The sequence below is a fragment of the Myxococcus sp. NMCA1 genome, assembly GCF_026810205.1.
Classification (GTDB): Bacteria; Myxococcota; Myxococcia; order Myxococcales; family Myxococcaceae; genus Myxococcus; species Myxococcus xanthus_A.
In genome coordinates this window covers 8,328,092-8,346,696 of record NZ_CP113950.1, presented here as the reverse complement: position 1 = coordinate 8,346,696, position 18,605 = coordinate 8,328,092, and the positions used below count along the sequence as shown (strand labels likewise).

At 68.9% G+C, this 18,605-nt stretch carries 15 protein-coding genes, 1 pseudogene and 1 riboswitch; of the genes and pseudogenes, 8 read left to right on the top strand and 8 right to left on the bottom strand.

Annotation, left to right across the window (positions count from 1 at the left end; all coding sequences use genetic code 11):
* Positions 1–70 precede the first annotated feature (70 nt).
* Entirely contained in the window at positions 71–1,501 is a 1,431-nt protein-coding gene (gene ahcY / locus OZ403_RS34460) for an adenosylhomocysteinase (protein WP_140800073.1), read from the bottom strand.
* 91 nt (positions 1,502–1,592) lie between these two features.
* Positions 1,593–1,666, bottom strand: a riboswitch (S-adenosyl-L-homocysteine riboswitch).
* A gap of 98 nt (positions 1,667–1,764) precedes the next feature.
* Positions 1,765–2,234: pseudogene (locus OZ403_RS34455) on the bottom strand (YchJ family protein).
* 114 nt (positions 2,235–2,348) lie between these two features.
* On the opposite strand from OZ403_RS34455, the gene OZ403_RS34450 reads away from it, so the two are divergent.
* The gene (locus tag OZ403_RS34450; RefSeq protein WP_140800071.1) at positions 2,349–3,242 is read left to right on the top strand and encodes an undecaprenyl-diphosphate phosphatase; all 894 of its coding nucleotides are present in this window, start codon (positions 2,349–2,351) and stop codon (positions 3,240–3,242) included.
* An 18-nt stretch (positions 3,243–3,260) separates the two neighbouring features.
* Entirely contained in the window at positions 3,261–3,854 is a 594-nt protein-coding gene (locus tag OZ403_RS34445) for a CoA pyrophosphatase (protein ID WP_140795446.1), read from the top strand.
* Between the two features lie 14 nt (positions 3,855–3,868).
* On the opposite strand, the gene OZ403_RS34440 is transcribed toward OZ403_RS34445, so the two are convergent.
* The 5 genes from OZ403_RS34440 to OZ403_RS34420 all read right to left on the bottom strand — a co-directional run bounded on the left by OZ403_RS34440 (position 3,869) and on the right by OZ403_RS34420 (position 10,701).
* Positions 3,869–4,324, bottom strand: coding sequence for a hypothetical protein (locus OZ403_RS34440; protein ID WP_237080760.1), 456 nt, complete (start codon positions 4,322–4,324; stop codon positions 3,869–3,871).
* A gap of 101 nt (positions 4,325–4,425) precedes the next feature.
* Positions 4,426–5,787: a SitA5 family polymorphic toxin gene (gene sitA5, locus OZ403_RS34435; RefSeq protein ID WP_174258964.1), complete on the bottom strand. Its 1,362-nt coding sequence runs from the start codon at positions 5,785–5,787 to the stop codon at positions 4,426–4,428.
* Positions 5,788–5,908: 121 nt separating this feature from the next.
* The gene (locus OZ403_RS34430; RefSeq protein ID WP_140795443.1) at positions 5,909–6,343 is read right to left on the bottom strand and encodes a YciI family protein; all 435 of its coding nucleotides are present in this window, start codon (positions 6,341–6,343) and stop codon (positions 5,909–5,911) included.
* Positions 6,344–6,536: 193 nt separating this feature from the next.
* The gene (locus OZ403_RS34425; protein WP_140857303.1) at positions 6,537–7,952 is read right to left on the bottom strand and encodes an MBOAT family O-acyltransferase; all 1,416 of its coding nucleotides are present in this window, start codon (positions 7,950–7,952) and stop codon (positions 6,537–6,539) included.
* Between the two features lies 1 nt (position 7,953).
* Complete coding sequence (locus OZ403_RS34420) at positions 7,954–10,701, bottom strand: GDSL-type esterase/lipase family protein (RefSeq protein WP_268782749.1); 2,748 nt, start codon at positions 10,699–10,701, stop codon at positions 7,954–7,956.
* A gap of 178 nt (positions 10,702–10,879) precedes the next feature.
* Here OZ403_RS34420 and OZ403_RS34415 point away from each other — a divergent pair, with 178 nt between their 5' ends.
* From OZ403_RS34415 to tpx, 6 genes are all read left to right on the top strand, one after another.
* Complete coding sequence (locus tag OZ403_RS34415; RefSeq protein WP_268782748.1) at positions 10,880–11,944, top strand: mannose-1-phosphate guanylyltransferase; 1,065 nt, start codon at positions 10,880–10,882, stop codon at positions 11,942–11,944.
* Between the two features lie 272 nt (positions 11,945–12,216).
* Complete coding sequence (locus OZ403_RS34410; protein WP_268782747.1) at positions 12,217–14,205, top strand: serine/threonine-protein kinase; 1,989 nt, start codon at positions 12,217–12,219, stop codon at positions 14,203–14,205.
* Positions 14,206–14,344: 139 nt separating this feature from the next.
* Positions 14,345–15,715: a phosphomannomutase/phosphoglucomutase gene (locus OZ403_RS34405; protein ID WP_140795438.1), complete on the top strand. Its 1,371-nt coding sequence runs from the start codon at positions 14,345–14,347 to the stop codon at positions 15,713–15,715.
* Position 15,716: 1 nt separating this feature from the next.
* The gene (locus OZ403_RS34400; protein ID WP_140795437.1) at positions 15,717–16,268 is read left to right on the top strand and encodes an NADPH-dependent FMN reductase; all 552 of its coding nucleotides are present in this window, start codon (positions 15,717–15,719) and stop codon (positions 16,266–16,268) included.
* 12 nt (positions 16,269–16,280) lie between these two features.
* Positions 16,281–17,213, top strand: coding sequence for an ROK family protein (locus OZ403_RS34395; protein WP_140795436.1), 933 nt, complete (start codon positions 16,281–16,283; stop codon positions 17,211–17,213).
* A gap of 32 nt (positions 17,214–17,245) precedes the next feature.
* Entirely contained in the window at positions 17,246–17,761 is a 516-nt protein-coding gene (gene tpx, locus OZ403_RS34390) for a thiol peroxidase (RefSeq protein WP_011556427.1), read from the top strand.
* Between the two features lie 7 nt (positions 17,762–17,768).
* Here the strand turns inward: tpx and OZ403_RS34385 are convergent, their stop codons facing one another.
* Positions 17,769–18,305, bottom strand: a complete 537-nt coding sequence (locus OZ403_RS34385) for a VOC family protein (protein ID WP_268782746.1) — start codon at positions 18,303–18,305, stop codon at positions 17,769–17,771.
* Positions 18,306–18,605 lie beyond the last annotated feature (300 nt).

Below are 18,605 nucleotides of genomic sequence, written 5' to 3'. Positions count from 1 at the left end.
TGATGCTCGAGGCTTCGGCGCGGCGAGGCCCTCGCCCCGGTGCGGGTGGGCGAGGGCGCCGGCGGACCGCTTAGTAGCGGTAGGTGTCCGGCTTGTACGGGCCGGAGGTCTTCACGCCGATGTAGTCGGCCTGCTCCTGGCTCAGCTCGGTGAGCTGCGCGTTGAGCTTCTTGAGCTGGAGGCGGGCGACCTTCTCGTCCAGGTGCTTGGGCAGCACGTACACCTTGCCGACCTCGTAGTTGGCGCTGTGCGAGTACAGCTCAATCTGCGCGATGGTCTGGTTCGCGAACGAGCTGGACATCACGTAGCTGGGGTGGCCGGTGCCGCAGCCCAGGTTCACCAGCCGGCCCTTGGCCAGCAGGATGATGCGCTTGTTGTCCGGGAAGATGACGTGGTCGACCTGCGGCTTGATCTCCTCCCACTGGTACTTCTCCAGGGAGGCGACCTCAATCTCGTTGTCGAAGTGGCCGATGTTGCAGACGATGGCCTGGTCCTTCATCTTCGCCATGTGGTCGTGCGTGATGACGCCCTTGTTACCGGTGGCCGTCACGAAGATGTCCGCCTTGTCCGCGGCGTACTCCATGGTGACGACGCGGTAGCCTTCCATGGCCGCCTGGAGCGCGCAGATGGGGTCGATTTCCGTCACCCACACCTGGGCGGACAGCGCGCGCAGCGCCTGCGCGGAGCCCTTGCCCACGTCGCCGTAGCCCGCGACGACGGCAATCTTGCCGGCGACCATCACGTCGGTGGCGCGCTTGATGCCGTCCACCAGCGACTCACGGCAGCCGTACAGGTTGTCGAACTTGCTCTTCGTCACGCTGTCGTTGACGTTGATGGCGCGGAACAGGAGCGTGCCCTTGGCGGACATCTCCTGGAGGCGGTGCACGCCCGTGGTCGTCTCCTCGGTGACGCCGAGAATCTTCGCGCTCTTGCGCGTGTACCAGGTGGCGTCCTCGGCCAGCTTCGCCTTGATGGCGGCGTACAGCTCGCGCTCCTCCTCGCTCTGGGGGTTGGCGAGGATGCTGGCGTCCTTCTCCGCGCGCTTGCCCAGGTGCATGAGCAGCGTGGCGTCACCACCGTCGTCCAGAATCATGTTCGGACCCTCGTGGTCGCTGCCCGCGGGGCCGAAGTCGAAGATGCGGTGGGTGAAGTCCCAGTACTCCTTGAGGGACTCGCCCTTGTGCGCGAACACCGGCGTGCCGGCCTGCACCAGCGCGGCGGCGGCGTGGTCCTGCGTGGAGAAGATGTTGCACGACGCCCAGCGGACCTCGGCGCCCAGCGCCTGGAGCGTCTCCACCAGCACGGCCGTCTGGATGGTCATGTGCAGCGAGCCCGTCACGCGCGCGCCCTTGAGCGGCTGCGTCTTGGCGTACTCCTCGCGGATGGCCATGAGCGCGGGCATTTCGCTCTCGGCGATGCGGATTTCCTTGCGGCCCCAGTCGGCGAGCGACAGGTCGGCGATGGCGTAATCCTGCTTCAGGGACTTGGTTGCAGCGGTCATGGCAATGGCTCCTGGTCCAGCGGGCGCGGCGTCCCGGGTTCGGGGAAGTTCGGTGTGGATGCTGCGACGACTCACCCTCGCAAGAGACGCGTACAGGTGAGCGCCGTTGGGTGATTCCGCTTCGAGCCTGGGGCCGTGTCCGGCCTCGCAGCGCTCCTCGAAGTCAGCGGGGAACCTACGAAAAGGGCCCCTTCATTTCAACGAGAGACTGCCGCCTCCGAGGGCAGGCGGACAGCCTGCTTCATCCACTTCCAGACGCCCACCTAGCGAGGGAACGTGGCGAGCGTGAGGGACTCTGGTGGGACGGACAGCTCCTTGGGTGCCAGCGCCGTGCCGGACAGATAGCGCCAGCCGGTGCCGTCATGGCGGAAGTCGGAGCGCTCCACGAAGGATCGGTCCTTTCCCTTCTCGAACACCTTGGCGAAGAAGAGCACCTGCGCCAGCCCGTCCGCGTCCGGCGCCCGGCGGTCCATGACGACCAGCTTCGGGTACTGGTGCCCTGGGCGAAGGCGCGCAGCTCGCGCAGCACCTCGTCCTGGGGCCGCGCGCGGTCGGGGTGGCTGGGGTGCAGCGTCTTCCACAGCCAGGCCACCTCGCGCAGTGCGAAGGCGCTATAGCGGCTGCGCATGAGGCGCTCGGCGTCGGGCGGCTCGGCCTCGCCTCGGTGGAAGGGCGCGCAGCACTCGCGGTAGCGCAGGCCGGAGGAGCAGGGGCAGAGGGGGGCAGGGGGCATGGTGCGGTCCGAGCCTACCCGTCCCGTGCGGGCCGTGGGTGTTCGTGCGTACAGAGGCGGCGGAACACCCTTGCTGGGCGGGGAGAGCAGGCATACATCCGGGGGCCGCACCCTATGAGCCTCCTCGAAGCCATCGTCCTGGGTCTGGTCCAGGGTCTCACGGAGTTCCTTCCCATCAGCTCCACGGCGCACCTGCGCATCGCGCCGGAGTTGTTCGGCTGGAAGGACCCGGGCGCGGCGTACTCGGCGGTCATCCAGCTGGGCACGGTGGCGGCCGTGCTCATCTACTTCCGCAAGGACATCGTCTCTCTGGTGGCGGCATTCTTCCGGGGGCTGGCGCGGCGCGAGCCCTTCGGCACGCTGGAGGCGCGGCTGGCGTGGTTCGTCCTGGTGGGCACGCTGCCTGTCGGCATCGCCGGGCTGACGTTGAAGAAGTTCATCGAGAACGAGTTCCGCTCGCTCTACGTGATTTCGGGAAGCCTCATCGTGCTGGCCCTCATCCTCCTCTTTGTGGAGAAGCGGGCCTCGCACCAGCGGACGCTGGCGGACATGCGGTGGAAGGATGGCATCCTCATCGGCATGTGGCAGGCGCTGGCACTGATTCCGGGCGCGTCCCGCTCCGGCACCACGCTGACGGGCGGCCTGTCGCTGGGACTCAAGCGCGAGGACGCGGCGCGCTACTCGTTCCTGTTGTCCATTCCGGCCACCACGCTGGCGGGCGTCTTCGAACTCAAGCACCTGCTGGAGGCGGAGACTCGGCCGTCGGCCATGGCGCTGTGGGTGGGGACGCTGGTGGCGTTCGCCTCGGGCATGGCGGCCATCGCGTGGCTGCTCAAGTTCCTGCGCACGCGGACGACGCTGGTGTTCGTGGTGTACCGCGTGGCGCTGGGCGTGCTGCTGCTGGTGCTGCTCCAGACGGGGAAGCTGAGCCCGATGTCGGGCGCGGAGAACGTGGAGGTTCCGGGTGAGCCGGGGACGCCGCCGGTGGAGAAGCAGATTACCGACTAGCGTGAGAGGACGTGGGCCGTGAGTGTGGAGTCGCTGTTCCAGGCACTGGAGTCACGGTTGTCCTCGCGGCCGGCGCGTGAGGTGCACCTGCCGGGGTGGGCCTTGCGGGAGGCCTCGGTGCTGGTGCCGGTGTTCGAGCGGGACGGCGTACCTCACGTGCTCTTCACGCGCAGGCCCGCGACGCTGCGGACGCACGCGGACCAGTACAGCTTCCCGGGCGGGGGCAGAGACCCGGAGGACGCCACGCCCCTGCACACGGCGCTGCGCGAGACGGAAGAGGAGCTGGGCATCGACCGGCGCGGCGTGCGGGTGCTGGGCATGCTGGATGAAGTGCCCACGATTTCGCAGTACCGGGTGCGGCCCTTCGTGGGGGTGATTCCCGGGGACGGAAAGTACCAGCCGAGCGCTGAGGAGGTGGCCTTCATCCTGGAGGTGCCACTGTCGGGCCTGTTGGACCCGTCCATCCTCCGCGTGGAGCAGAAGGAAATCCTGGGGGCGGAGCGGGACCTGTACTTCTATACGTACGGGACGCATGTCATCTGGGGCGCGACGGCGCGCATCCTGCGCGACTTCCTGAACCACGTGACGCAGGTGCCCGGCGGGGTGGGGTAGCGGGCACCGCCGCGTCAGACCAGTCGGGTCCTGAACTGGAGCCAGGGGACGAGTTCGGGGTGCTTCTGCTCCACCTGTGTTTTGGGCAGGGCATGGGCCAGGATTTTGAGGGCGTGCTTGAGCCTGCGCATGGCTCGGAGTTTCTCGATAGGGATGGCGCGGAGGTCTTCAAGGGCCATCCATCGGGCGGCCTCTTCCAGAGGCATCGTCGTCAGGCGCTGGACCCACGCGACGATGGGGGCGGAGTCGAGGACGAAGTCGCCTTCGCGCTCGCCAAAATCGGCAATCATCCCTGACCGCAGGTTCATTTCCGAGAGCCTGATGGAGTATTCGGTCTCGTCAGAATGACGTTGCGCGAGGGCTCCGTAGACCAGCAGCGCGATGTGGGCCCATCCCAGGCTTCGTTCTTCACGGGCCTGCGCGGCGATGGTGAAGGCGAAGACATCCCAGTTGAAGTGCTCGCCATCCACAGGCTCCCCAATAACGAGTCCGTCTAGCCACGCTCTCAATCGCGGTAGCGGCCACCTCAAGACGGTTTCAACCAGGGATGGAGTCGTTTTCATAGCCTTGGTCAGGGCGGGAACGTGATGCCATAGCGAGCGAATGCTTGCCGTCCGAGCTCCAGTACCCTGTCGCTCACGGCCTTGGCGGCGCCGTTCATGTAATGCCCACTATGAGGCGTGATTCGAACACCGAAGTATCTGGTCCCATGGACGGCCAGTTCCGCCTCACCAGCAGCTAATACAGGGCGCCCGCCACTCGCGACCGAATGCGCAATTTCGAGTGTGTCCCATGTTTGAGGAACGATTCTCAGGTGGCCCTCTTCAGTAATGACCCACTTCACTCGTTCCTCGTTGGCATAGCGTGCAAACTGGGGTGAATCTACACTGACGGGTCGGACCCCAAGCTTCCGCGCGAGTTCCAGCTCTCTCGGAAGGCGCTCTGGAAGCTGGTTGCTGAGTACTTGCGCGGGCGCTGTGCCGTCAGTTCGGGGGGCATCTCCGCTTCCAGGACCGCGAGCCGTCATGGCGACCGCGTGAGGCGCAAGGCCCACGGTCATGACCCCTTCAGCCACGGAGATGGAGCGCACGCCTCCTGCCATCGCCGCGGACAGCCGGAACCCCGCCTGTGTCTCCGCGGCCAGGGCCGCGCTGGCGAAGCCAGGGAGCGTCGGCCCCTTGGAGGCCATGCTCGCGGCCCCACCACTCAGCGCCGCCGTCAGCGCGAGGATGAGCACGCGCGCTCCGTTCTCTCCCATGACTCGGCCGAAGCGGTGCCCCGCGTCCTCCAACTCCTTGAACGACACTGCTCGTTCAGAGTCCGCGGACAGCCGGTGCCAGCCCTCCACGAGGCTCATGAAGGCGTCGACACCGATGTAGGCGAGGACGAAAGTCGTCAGTGCGACAGCGACGACCTTGGTAATGGGCTCCGGGGCGACGACGAGGAACATGTACGCGGCCATCGCCGACGTCAGCATTGCCTTGAGCGCGAGCGGGTTGACGACCTCCTTCACCGCGTCCTGCACGCCCTCCCACACGCCATCCCAGGCGAAGGCGAGCGCCATCTGCCGGCGGGCCTTGGCATCCAGGAAGGAGAAGCCACCCTCCAGGAGCGTGAGGCACTCGCCAGGACTGTCCTGGCGGGAGCACCAGGCGCCGTAGTCGTGTCTGGCACCCCGGGGCTCCGAGTCCCACGAGGCGAGCCGGACCCGTGGACGCTCCGCCTCCTCGCGAAGGGAGAAGCGCATGTCCAGCACGAGCCGGGTCATCACCTTCTGGAACGCGGCTTCGTCCACTTCAACCGGCTTCGCGTTCTTCGGCGGGATGTAGACGATGGGGTCGCCCTGTCCCGTATCCAGGCGCACGACTCGCGGTGTCGCGCAGCCCACGAGAAGTATGCTCAAGAGCAGAGCCACTGCTCCACGCAACGTCATGTCATCCCCCCTGGCGTGTGCTCCGAACCCGTGGGAGCACTCGTCAGGAATTAGCACCCGGCTCTGACGACCCGAGGAGGTCCGGAGGCACCGGACCTCACTCAGCTCACACCGCCGCGAGTTACGCCTTCTGCTTCTGCTCCAGCTCGGCGCGCAGCTTCTCTTCCTGCGCGCGCAGCTCCGGGGTGAACTCGGCGCCGAAGTCCTCGGCCTCGAAGACCGGGCGAATCTCGAGCTCCGACTCCTCTCCGGGCATAGGGGGCGGGCAGCGGCGCGCCCACTCCACGGCCTCGTCCATCGACTTCACCTGCCAGAGCCAATAGCCGGCGATGAGCTCCTTCGTCTCCGCGAACGGACCGTCGATGACGCTCTTCTTCCCGTCCGCGAACCGGATGCGCTTGCCCTTGTTGCTCGGGTGGAGCCCGTCACCGGCCAGGAGCACGCCCGCCTTCATCAGCTCCTCGTTGTACTTGCCCATCTCGGTCATCAGCTTCTCGTCGGGCATCACATTGGCTTCGGAGTCCTTCGTCGCCTTCACAATGACCATGACGCGCATCGGTTCTTCCTTTCGGTTCGGGAGGCGCTGCGTCCTCGTTCAAAATGGCGACGAATAAGCCCGGCGCGGATCGACACGCGGCTGAAAAAACCGTCACGACCCCTGCGAATGTCGTGAAGGCCCAATGTTTTCAGGGACTTGTCGCGCGACCCCCAAGCGCAGAGGCCAAGGGGCCGACGGTACGTCTACCCGCCTAGAACTGCAGGTACACGTACGGGCGCGTCTCCACCGCGGACAGGTGGCGGATGCCCAGGCCGAGCACCACCAGCACCGCGGCGCGCACCGGCACGGGCATGCGGACGAAGAGGTCCGACGACACCGTGTAGAGCTTCATCGGCACGGCATGGAAGAAGACCGCCGCGGCCAGCATGCCCCACACCAGCGGGCTCACGTTGGCGATGCCGGGCACGCCCGCCATCATCCGTTCGTAGAACTCACCCGCGTGCGCCATGTCCGCTGCCCGGAACACCACGCGCGTCAGCACGACGATGGTGAATGTCGTCAGCATGCCCATCGCCACGCGGGGGATGCCCGGGGACTCGGGCTTGCCAACCGACCACTCCCAGCAACGTGACACGCACAGCGCCACGCCGTGCACCGCGCCCCAGACGGCGAAGCGCCAGTCCGCGCCATGCCACAGGCCGCCCAGCACCATCACCGTCATCAGGTTGAACAGCACGCGCGGCTTCGACACGCGGTTGCCGCCCAGCGGCCGGTACAGGTAGTCCCGCAACCACGTGGACAGGCTCAGGTGCCACCGGTTCCAGAACTCGCCGATGTTCTTCGCCAGGTACGGCCGGTTGAAGTTCTCCGGGAACTTGAAGCCGAACAGCGCCGCCACGCCAATCGCGATGTCCGAGTACCCCGAGAAGTCGTAGTAGAGCTCGAAGGTGTAGGCCACCGCCGCGACGATGCACTCCGCGGAGGCGTACTTCTCTGGCGCGGCGAAGACGGGGTCCACCAGTCCCGCGCCCAGCACGTCCGCGATGACCAGCTTCTTCACCAGGCCCACCGCGATGCGGAAGAGGGCGTGGCCACCAGCCTCGGGCGTGAGGCTCGGCGTCTGGCGGAAGTGCACCATCAGCTCCGACGCCCGCACGATGGGGCCACTCACCACGCGCGGGAAGAAGAGCAGGTACAGCAGGTGCTCGATGAACGAGTGCTCCGCGCTCGCCTTCTGCCGGTACACGTCCACCGTGTAGCTGATGGCCTGGAAGACGAAGAAGGACAGGCCCACCGGCATCAACAGGTTGAAGGGCTCGGCGCGGACTTCGATGCCCCACGGCGCCAGCAGCGACAGCAGCGTCTGTCGCAGCATCTCCAGGTACTTGAATCCCGCGAGCAGGCCCAGGTTGGAGACGACCGACACCGTGACGAGCGCCTTGCGGACCCCCTGCGACCGCGCGCGGCCCATGCCCTTCACGCACAGGTGGTCCACCGTGACGCCCACCAGGAAGATGAGGATGGGGAAGGGCGTGAAGGCCGCGTAGAAGAAGAGGCTGGCCACCAGCAGCACGCCGATGCGCGGCCAGTAGTGCCGGTGCACCGCCCAGTACAGGGCGAACACCGCGATGACGAAGACGAGGTACTGGACGCTGTGCGACAGCACGTCAGTTGTCCTCCACGCGCGAGGTGGGGCCCGCCTTCTTGTGGGCCTCGTACGCGGTGAGCAGCTCTCGGGAGAAGGCCCCCGCCAGCCGCGCGTAGCCTTCCGGTGTCAGGTGGACGCCGTCCGCGTGGCCCAGCGCGGGCTGCGCGCGCTGCCAGCGCAGCATGGAGCGCTCTCCGCCCATGGCCGCGCGCGTCGACCAGTACGCGCACCCCGCGTCCTTCGCCACCTGCGGCAGCGTGTTCAGCACCGACGCCAGCGAGGGCGCCTCGCTCCACCGGCCGTTGGCGTCCTGCGTGAGCCGGTCCGTGGGGCCCATCACCAGGCACTCCGCGTTGGTGGCCTTGCGCAGCCGCGTCAGCATCGCGGCGTAGTCCCGGCGCAGCGCCGAGGCGTCCAGGCCTGACCGGCCCGCCTCGTTGGTTCCGTACCAGAACACGAGCAGGTCCGGCCGCCGCGACGCCAACTGCGCGTCCACCGCCGCCGCGTCCATGGCCCCCAATGTCGAGGCCGTGGCACCGGGAAGGCCCAGCGCGTCGTACACGACGCCCGGCGTGTCGTATTCCAGGGACGCCCCCAGCACCGTGACGTTGCCGTCCTTCGGCGCCGTCACCTCCACGGTGTGCGAGGACCCCGTGACAGGGAAGGAGCGGATGCGCACGGTGGGCTCGGTCAACGGCTCCGGCGGAGGCGCGTCCGGCGGCAGCAGCTCGCCGTCCACCGCGATGTCCGGCGCGAGCACGTCCGGCACGTCCAGCGCGTACAAATCCAACCGGCCCGAGGTCTCCTTCGCCTCCGGGCAGTCCTTGCAGAACTGGATGCGCAGCTTCGCGCCCGGCCCGCCCACGGCGCGGATGCCCGTCAGTCCCCACAGGCCTCCGGGAGGAGGCGCGTCCTTGGCGGCGTCCTCGATGGTCCAGTCGCCCTCCAGCGCGCGCGTCACGCCCGCGGGCTCCAGGCGGGGGGACGCCTTGCCGGCGGCGATGAAGCCTCGGCCCGCGTCGCCGAAGCGCTTCGTCAGCACCTCGCGCACCACGTCCGTGAAGTAGTGCGAAGCGGTGTGCGAGCCGCCGAGCTGCGCGACGCCCACGCGAAGGGCCTCTCCGGATTCGCGGCGCTTCAGCTTGTCGAACGTGCGCGCCAGCGCGGTGTCCGCGTTCTGCAGGCCGGTCGGGTCCGCCACGGCCACCAGCGGCGCCCGGCTCTTCGCGAACGCGCGTTGGAGGGACAGGTCGAAGAGGTGGCCCAACAAGTCCGAGCCCCGGGCGCGCGGGTGGACGAGGTCATCCAGCATCAGCCCTTCCTCGAGCCAGCGCATCGCGGAGCCCTCGCCGCCCATGGCGGCATAGGCGTCCCAGAAGGCGCAGCCGGCCTCGCGGGCCTCCTCGCGGTAGATGTCGCCAATCTCCCGGGTGCCCCGGCGTGAAACCACCTCGCCGCTCATGGTGCGCACGCCCGCGTCGATGGGCGCCATCAGCAGGCACGCGGCGTTCGGCACGTTGGTGCGCACGCGAGACATCAGCTCCTTTATCTGCGCGCGCACCTCGTCCAGCGTGGTGCGGTCGCGCGAGTAGAAGAAGGCCTCGTTGCCGCCCACCATCATCACCACCAGGGACGGCTTGCGCTGACGCAGCTGCGCGCGGAAGGCGGCGGGCTGGGCGCGCAGGTACACCTCCGCCATGCCGCCCAGCAGGCCGACCGTGTCATAGACGACGCCCGGCGTGCCCGACTCCAGCGTCATGCCGTGCAGTTCCACCTTGCCGGACGTGGTGAGCGTCAGCGACTTCGCGCCCTGCGGCAGTGTCACACGGGCGAAGGCCGCCTCCGACTTGTTCTTGGAGAAGCCTCGCGTGTGGATGCGCTGGAGCGGCTTGCCGTCCACGGAGAACTGCACGGTGCCACTGGCGGGCTGCGCCAGGAAGAAGAGCTCCGCCACGCGCGAGCCCTCTACGTCATAGCGAGTGCTCTGGGAGCCCTTCTCCGAGCTGAAGGCCACGCCCGTCCAGCCCACCCGGTCGCGGGGCCACTTGGAGTCCACCAGCCGCTCGATTTCCCAGCCGTCCGAGCCTCGGCCCGAGCGCGTCCAGCGGCCCGCGCTGGCGGGGCGGGTGATGAAGAGGAAGCCCTTGCCGCCCGCGCCGAAGCGCTCCTGGAGCCGGTCGCGCACCAAATCGGTGATGTGGTCGGAGGCCACCAGCGAGTCGCCCAGGTGCACCACGCGCACCGGCGTGCGCCGTGCGTCCTCGCGCAGCTCGGCCAGGGCCCGGGTGTAGGGCGCCAGTCCGTCCTCCAGGCAGCTCCCGTCTGGCCCCGCCCTGCGGCAGTTCAGCTCGATGTCCACGTGCTGGGAGCCCATGCGCTCGCGCAGGGCCTCCAGGTCCTTCGCGCGGGCCAGGGTGGGGGCGCTCAGTTCCTCCAGGCCGATGCCCGGCGTCGTGGGCACCGCGGGCAGAGGCTCCGCCACCAGGGCACCGGCGTCGGCTGGCTCCTCCACCTCTCCCGTCTCTTCCGGCGGGCGTTTGGCCGCGCCCGCACCCGCCGTCATCACTTCTCCGGGCGGACGTGTGGCGCGACCGCCCGACAGCGAGGTCGGCAGGACGAGCGCCACCAGCTTCTCGGGCAGGGGACCCCGCTGGAGACTCGGGAGGGGCCGGAGGGCGTCTGGGACCGGGGCAAGCGACAGCCCCAACGCCAGTGCGACGGTGAGGATGAGCGTCAGCCCGGTGGATCTGGCCTTGAGGAAGTCCAACAGCGCGGCATGAGACTGGCTTTTTGGTGGCGGGTCAAAACTCTCACCACCCTTCTTGGCCTCGTCGTCTGGAGGGCGGGCAGGCGACAGTCCCTCTTTCCCGGCAAGGCTGAAACGGTATGGTGCGCCGCCATGGCCGCCGGCTTGGTCTGGGGCCCTCAGGAGTACAACACCCGCAATGGCCCTCTACCCCGTCATCATGGCCGGAGGCTCCGGCACCCGTTTCTGGCCGCTGTCCCGTCAGGCGCGGCCCAAGCAGTTCCTGCCGCTGGCTTCCAAGCTGCCGCTCATCACCGACACGTCCGCGCGCCTCAAGGGGCTCGCCTCGGTGAAGGACACCTTCATCGTCTGCGGCCCCCTGCACGCGAAGGCCGCGGCGAAGCTGGTGAAGGGGCTGCCCAAGTCGAACCTGCTGGTGGAGCCGGTGGCTCGCAACACCGCGCCCGCCATCGCCCTGGCGGCGGTGCAGGTGGCCGCGCGCAACCCCAAGGGTGTCATGGTGGTGCTGCCTTCCGACCACCACGTGGCGGACGTGCCCGGCTTCAAGCGCACGCTCGCGGACGCGGCGGACCTGGCGGAGGCGGGGCACATCGTCACGCTGGGCATCAAGCCCTCGCGCCCGGAGACGGGCTACGGCTACATCCAGGTCGGTGCGGCGCTGGAGGGCAGTGGCCGCAAGGTGCAGGCCTTCAAGGAGAAGCCCGACCTGGAGACGGCGCGCGGCTACATGTCCTCCGGTGACTACCTGTGGAACGGCGGCATCTTCGTCTTCCGCGTGGACGTCATCCTGGAGGCCTTCGCGAAGCACATGCCGGAGATGCAGAAGGGCCTGGACGCCCTGCGCAAGGCCGCGGGCAAGCGGACCTTCGGCGCGGTGTTGAAGAAGGTGTTCCCCAAGCTGCCCTCCACCTCCATCGACTACGGCGTCATGGAGAAGGCCTCCAACATCGCGGTGCTGCCGGGTGACTTCGGCTGGTCGGATGTCGGCTCGTTCGCGGCGATTCCAGAGGTGCGCCCCGCCGACGCCAACGGCAACGTGGTGTCCGGCAACCTCGCAGTGGTGGTGGACTGCCACAACTGCGTGGTGCTGGCCGACAAGCGTCCGCTGTCCGTGGTGGGCCTCACCGACATGGTGGTGGTGGACTCCGGCGACGCGGTGCTCGTGGTGCCGAAGGACAAGAGCCAGGACGTGCGCAAGGTGGTGGAGGCGCTCAAGGCTCGCAAGCTGACGAAGTACCTGTAGGCGTCCAGGTGGGGCCGGGTGCGCTGGAGAAACGCCCGGTTCCCACCCTGGAAGAATTACCGGCCGTGAACCCCTGATTCACTGGTGACCTCGGTCAGTTGGGGGCTTGCTCTGTCGATGAGTGGACAAGGGTCCTCTGCACGCTCGTTGCAAGGCCCCCACGGCCTGCCCCGCTCCGGGGCGACAGAGGGTGGTGGGGTATGGCCTGCATGCGGTGTGACGTGGACCATCCGGCCGGGGCGTCTTGCCCGGAGGTGCATGACGGCGTCGCAGTGTCAGCGAGCTGCCTGGAGGGACAGCGGCACGGGCCGCTCGTCTTCCGGCGCTGGTTGGGGGCGGGGGCGCTGGGCACGGTGTACCTGGCGGAGTATCTCCCCACGGGGCACCGCTTCGCGGTGAAGGTTTTGCACCCGCACCTGGCGGCGCAGCCGGCCATGCAGCGCCGCTTCTACGCGGAGGCGCATGCTTTGCGCGAGCTGGTCCACCCGCACGTGGCCCGCGTGTTGGACGCGCGCCCGGGGCCCGGCGGTCTGCCGTGCCTGCTGATGGAGTACGCCGACGGTGAGTCCTTCTCCCGGCTTCCCATGCCGCTGGCGCCCGTGGAGGCGGTGGAGCTGCTGGGGCAGACGCTGGAGGCCGTGGAGGCCGCGCACGCGCGCGGGCTCATGCACTGGGATTTGTCCGCGGACAACCTCGTCCTCACGCGGGATGCGCGGGGGGAGCGCCGGGTGAAGGTGCTCGACTTCGGGGCCAGCGCCATCCTCAGCTCGAGCCTGTCTCCCGCGGAGCGGGCTCGCGGCATGGTGGTGGGCTCGCCGGCCTTCATCGCGCCCGAGCAGTGGTCCGGTGAGGTCGTGGACGGCCGCGCGGACGTGTACGCGCTGGGCGTGGTGGGCTACCTGCTGCTCACCGGGCGGCTGCCCTTCGGCATCGGCCGCGCGGGGGAGCTGGCGCCTCCGGAGCCGCATGTCCTCAATCCCAGCGTGCCACCCGCGCTGTCCGCGGTGCTGCTGCGGGCCCTGGCGCCGCGGCCCGCCGAGCGCTTCCCGGATGCCCGCGTGTTCCGCGAGGAACTGGCGCGCTGCATGGACCCGCGTGCCCGCGCGGCGGAGCGCGAGGCGGCGCTGGTCGACGACGTAGAGCTGCTGGTGGACATCGACATCACGTTCGACGAGGACGCAGAGCCCGTGTCCCAGGCGCCCATCCTGCTGCTGCCGGAGATGCGCGTGCCAGAAGGCAACGTCACCATCTTCGGCCAGGCCATTCCGGAGGACGGTGCCACGCCGCTGCACCTGGCGCTGCGGGCGGCGGCCCATGCGGAGCCGGTGCTGGAGGCGCCGGCCCCTCGAGTCGCCGCGCCCGCGGGGTTGGACGTTCGCGTGAGTCTCGCGGAGGGCTGGACGCTGGTGGTGGCCAACGACGTGTCGGTGGATGGCTTCTTCGCCGCGTGGGATGGCGCGCTGCCGCCGCTGGCCGCGCGCCTGGGCGTGGAGCTGTCCTTCGCGGGGCGCACCGTGACGTGCGAGGGCGACGTCGTCCGCCATGTCACGGGAGACGAGGCCCGGACCTGGGGCGTGGCCGCGGGCGCGTTCATCCACTTCGCCGAGCCCGCGCCGGCGCTGCGCCAGTGGGTGGCGTGGATGTTGGAGGAGGGCCGCCGGCCGGAGCCGCGTCCCGATGGGGAGCTGGCGCGGCTGCTCGCCCGGGCCGCGGAGGCCGCGAAGGACCCGTATGTCCTGCTGGGGGCGCGGCCCGACGCCGACTTCGAGGAGATTCGCCGCCGGGCCAGCGCCGCCCTGCGCCGGCTGGAGGGCTTCCGCGTCCGTCCGCTGCCGTCCGGGCAGCGCCGCGCGCTGGAGGCCCTGCGGGGTCGGGTGGAGTCCGCCCGCTGCACCCTGGGCGAGCCGCTGAGCCGCGCCGGCTTCGACGCCGTTCGAGGCAACCTGCCCGGGCTGGCCCGCTGCGTGGAAGCAGGGCTGCCGGACGAGGAGGTGGAGCCCCTGCGCCACGCCTTCCTGTCGGCCCGGCCGGGCTCGGAGGCCCGGGCCCGTGCGCTCTTCACCCAGGGTCACGCGCTGGAGGTGCAGCGGGCCCTGCGCGCCGCCCTCTCTCGCTATGCGAACGCGCTGGCGTTGGACCCGCTCAACGTGTCGTGGCTGAGGCATTACCAGGAGCTGCGCCAGCGGGCGCAGGGGCTGACGCCTTCCCTGCCCCCCGTGCTCCACGAGGGGGCCGTGGCCCCTGCGGTCCTGCTTCCGTAGCGCGGGGGCCTTCTCCGGCCCCTTGGCCCTCCAACGGGCCAGGGGCGCCCTCTGGCCGGGTGCCCCCCTGGCCCGCGCTCGTGTAGAGTCCGCCGCCCTCTGCCATGCCCTCGGAAGTCACGAGGGCGGGGACACTTTCATGAACGCGCACATCTTCCGCGAATACGATATCCGAGGCCTGGTCGATAAGGACCTCACCACCGAGGTGGTGGAGCTGCTGGGCAAGGGCCTGGGCACCATCATCCGTCGCCTGGGCGGGCGCTCCATCGCGGTGGGCCGCGACTGTCGCGAGTCCTCCACCCGCTTCCGGGACTCGCTCTGCGCGGGCCTCACCTCCACGGGCCTCAACGTGTTCGACGTGGGCGTGGTCCCCACGCCGCTGACGTACTTCGCCGCCAACACCCTGCCGGTGGACGGCCTGGCGATGATTACCGGCAGCCACAACCCGCCCGAGTACAACGGCTTCAAGATTGGCGCGGGGAAGACGACCTTCCACAGCCACGAGATTCAAGCCCTGCGCAAGCTCATCGAGGCGCGGGACTTCGAGGTGTCGCCCAAGCCGGGCACGGTGACGCCGTACGACATCATCACGCCCTACAACCACTTCGTCCGCCAGACGGTGAAGGTGGGCCGCAAGGGGATGCGCATCGTCATCGACGCCGGCAACGGCACGGGCGGCGCCATCGCAGTGCCGCTGTTCGAGAGCATGGGCTTCGACGTGGTGCCCCTGTTCTGTGAGATGGACGCGACGTTCCCCAACCACCACCCGGACCCGACGGTGGTGGAGAACCTGCAGGACCTCATCGCGGCGGTGAAGCGCGAGAAGGCCGAGGTGGGCATCGCCTACGACGGCGACAGCGACCGCATCGGCGTCATCGACGACCAGGGCAACATCCTCTGGGGCGACCAGCTGATGGTGCTCTTCAGCCGCTACGTGCTGAAGGAGAGCCCGGGCGCGGCCATCGTCGGCGAGGTGAAGTGCAGCTACACGCTGTACGACGACATCGCGAAGCGCGGCGGCAAGCCCGTCATGTGGAAGGCCGGGCACTCGCTCATCAAGTCGAAGATGAAGGAGACGCAGGCGGAGCTGGCTGGAGAGATGAGCGGCCACATCTTCTTCAAGAACCGCTACTTTGGCTTCGACGACGCCATCTACTCCACCGCGCGCCTGCTGGAGATTCTCACGCACGAGAAGGCGACCATGTCGGAGCTCCTGTCCGACGTGCCGAAGACGTACGCCAGCCCGGAGCTGCGCTTCGACACGAAGGAAGAGAAGAAGTTCGAGATGGTGAAGCGCGCCACGGAGACGCTGCGCGACGCGGGCCACGACATCATCGACGTGGACGGCGTGCGCGTGACGTTCCCCGACGGCTGGGGCCTCATCCGTGCCTCCAACACGCAGCCCATCCTGGTGCTGCGCTTCGAGGCCAACACGCCCGAGCGCCTCAAGGAAATCCAGGCCCTCATCGAGGGCACCGTGGAGAAGGTCAAGGTCGAGGTCGGGGGCTGACATGACGACGCCGCGCATCCTCGCCATCAGTGGCAGCCTCCGGACGGGGAGCTTCAACCGCCAGCTCCTGGCCATCGCCGTTGCCCACGCCCGCGCGCTGGGCGCGGAGGTGGATGTGGTGGACCTGAAGACGCTGGAGTTGCCCGTCTACGACGGCGACGTGGAGGCCAAGGCCCTGCCTGCTCCCGTGGAGGAACTGCGCGAGCGGCTGGGCAAGGCCCAGGGCCTGCTCATCGCCAGCCCGGAGTACAACTCTTCCATTCCTGGAGGCCTGAAGAACGCCATCGACTGGGTGTCCCGCCCGCCCGGCAGGCTCTTCCAGGAGAAGTGGGTGGCGATGATGGGCGCCACGCCCGGCGTCTTCGGCACCGCGCGCATGCAGCCGCACCTGCGGCAGGTGATGGCCTCCGTGGGGGCGCACGTGCTGCCCACGCAGGTGCACATGGCCCGCGTGTCGGATGCCTTCACCCCGGACGGGAAGCTCAAGGACGAGGCGCGCCAGAAGGAAGTGGAAGGGCTGGCGGCCGCGTTGGTTTCCAAGCTGAAGCCCTGAGAGGACGCGCTCATGCCAACGCTCGGAATCGACCTGGGGGGAACCTTTGCCCGCGCCGCCGTGGTGGACGAGGTAGGCAAGTTGATCGCCGCCTCGAAGGTGGCCCTGGTGGAGCGCAGTCCCTCCGCTGTCGTGGAGACCATTGCCCAGGCGGCTTCGGACGCGGTGAAGGCCGCCGGTGTGCCTCTGGGCGCGTGCGGCGTGGCGGCCGCCGGGCAGATTCACAAGGACTCGGGCGTGCTGTCGGTGGCTCCCAACCTGGGCTGGCGCAACGTACCGCTGGGCGCGCTGCTCACGCACCGGCTGGGCCAGCCGGTGCGTGTAGTAAACGACCTGGCCGCGGCGGCGTGGGGTGAGCTGCACGCGGGCGCGGGTCGGGGCGCGCAGGACATGCTGGTGGTGTTCGTGGGCTCGGGTGTTGGCAGCGCCATCATCGCGGGCGGACGGCTCGTGGACGGTGGTGGCGGCGTGGCGGGCGAGCTGGGCCACATCAAGGTGGTTCCCGGAGGGCGCCGCTGCGGCTGTGGTGAGCTGGGGTGCCTGGAGGCCTACGTCGGTGGCCACAACCTCATCGCGCAGACGCGGGAGCTGCTCGCGAGCGGCAATGCGCCGGAGGTGGCTCGGCTGACGGGCGGAGACCCGGCGCGCATCACGCCGGTGACGCTGGAGAAGGCGGCGGAGGCGGGCGACGTGGCGGCCGGTGAAGTCTATGAGCGGGCGGCGCAGTTCCTGGCGTTGGCCGTGGCCAACCAGGTGACGATGCTCAACCCGGCGCGGCTGGTGTTGGGGGGCGGCGTGCTGAGCCACTGCCCGGGGCTGCGGCGCCGCGTGGAGGAGGGCGTGCGCGCCTGGTCCTCCACGACGTCGCGCGAGGGCCTGCTCATCGCGGACGCGGAGCTGGGAGACGACAGCGGTCTGATTGGCGCGGCGTTGCTGGTGAAGTAGTCCGCGCCCCTTTCCGGAGAAGGAGGCATTCCATGGCCGAGCACAAGGGCATCGTCACGTTCAAGGGGCAGCCGGTGACGCTGGTGGGGGACGAGGTGAAGGTGGGGGACGCGGCTCCGGACTTCACCGTCTTCAAGGGGCTCAACGACGCCGTGCGGCTGTCGGACGTGAAGGGCAGCGTGGTGGTGGTGAGCGTGGCGCCTAGCGTGGACACGCGGGTGTGCGCGGCGCAGCTTCGCGCGTTCAACAAGGAAGCCACGGCGCTGGGGCCGGACGTGAAGGTGTGGTTCGTCACGCTGGACTTGCCCTTCGCGCTGGGCCGCTTCATCGGCGCCGAGGGCATCCAGAACGTCACCACGCTGTCGGACTACAAGGACCGCGAGTTCGGTGAGAAGTACGGCGTGTACATGAAGGAGCTGGGGCTGCTCGCGCGCAGCACCTTCGTGGTGGACCGTGAGGGCAAGGTCGTGTTCCGGGAGATTGTCCCGGAGATGACGCACGAGCCGGACTACGACGGCGCGATGAAGGCGGTCCGCGCGGCGCTGTGATGGAGGTTCAGCCGCGCTCCGGCGGTTTCCAGCGCCGCAGCGCGGTCTGCTGCTCGTAGGGCTGGGGCGACGGGTAGGTGATGAACTCGATGATGGTGCCCCAGGGGGCCCGGGCGTAGCAGAAGGCGTTGCCCGGGCCTTTCTCCAGTGCTGGCAGTTCGTAGGGGCTCGAGAAGACCTCGCCTCCCGCCGCCTGGAAGCGCGCGAGCGCCGCGTCCATGTCATCCACGTAGACGGCCAGGTGCTGGATGCCCAGGTCGTTGGGGCGGGCTGGTGGGCGCTGCTCGGGGGCTGCGTATTCGAACAGCTCGAGGCTTGGGCCGTTGCCGAGCCGGAGTAGCCGCATCGCGCGGATGCTGGAGCCGGGGAGGAAGCGCAGGCGCCGTTGCAGGTCCGGGCCTTCCTGGGGCGGCTGGTCTTTCGCCAGGCTGTCGTAGAGGACTTCGGCGCCAAGGGCCTCGATGAAGAAGGCCGTTGCTGCTTGGAGGTCCGGCACGGTGATGCCGACATGGTCGATGCCGCGCACGGACGAGGCAGATGGCATGGCGCACGCCCCTGACAAAGGAGGAACGTCGGACTGCTGGGGTTCTCCACGGTGCGGTCAGGTGCAGTGTCCCGTCAATCCGACTGCCTTGTGGGACGGGCGGGTGTTTCCTCGTTAACGGCGCGGTGACGCGCGTTGCCCAGGGGACCGGCGGTGACGCTTGCTCCCCGCAGCTCCTTCCGTAACTCCCTTTGGGTCTTCTTCTCCATTGTCAGACTCGCTTTCTAGCCGAACGAGCCTGTCCGACTCTCCAGGGGGCTACACCAACTACGTCCCATGGTGCTACTGGCCGGAAGTCGA

Bases quoted from the DNA above. Each gene is read 5' to 3' on its own strand.
- sitA5 (WP_174258964.1), bottom strand. From the start codon at position 5,787: ATGACGTTGCGTGGAGCAGTGGCTCTGCTCTTGAGCATACTTCTCGTG.
- OZ403_RS34400 (WP_140795437.1), top strand. From the start codon at position 15,717: ATGACGACGCCGCGCATCCTCGCCATCAGTGGCAGCCTCCGGACGGGG.
- OZ403_RS34405 (WP_140795438.1), top strand. From the start codon at position 14,345: ATGAACGCGCACATCTTCCGCGAATACGATATCCGAGGCCTGGTCGAT.
- OZ403_RS34415 (WP_268782748.1), top strand. From the start codon at position 10,880: ATGGCCCTCTACCCCGTCATCATGGCCGGAGGCTCCGGCACCCGTTTC.
- OZ403_RS34450 (WP_140800071.1), top strand. From the start codon at position 2,349: ATGAGCCTCCTCGAAGCCATCGTCCTGGGTCTGGTCCAGGGTCTCACG.
- OZ403_RS34395 (WP_140795436.1), top strand. From the start codon at position 16,281: ATGCCAACGCTCGGAATCGACCTGGGGGGAACCTTTGCCCGCGCCGCC.
- tpx (WP_011556427.1), top strand. From the start codon at position 17,246: ATGGCCGAGCACAAGGGCATCGTCACGTTCAAGGGGCAGCCGGTGACG.
- OZ403_RS34430 (WP_140795443.1), bottom strand. From the start codon at position 6,343: ATGCGCGTCATGGTCATTGTGAAGGCGACGAAGGACTCCGAAGCCAAT.
- OZ403_RS34385 (WP_268782746.1), bottom strand. From the start codon at position 18,305: ATGCCATCTGCCTCGTCCGTGCGCGGCATCGACCATGTCGGCATCACC.
- ahcY (WP_140800073.1), bottom strand. From the start codon at position 1,501: ATGACCGCTGCAACCAAGTCCCTGAAGCAGGATTACGCCATCGCCGAC.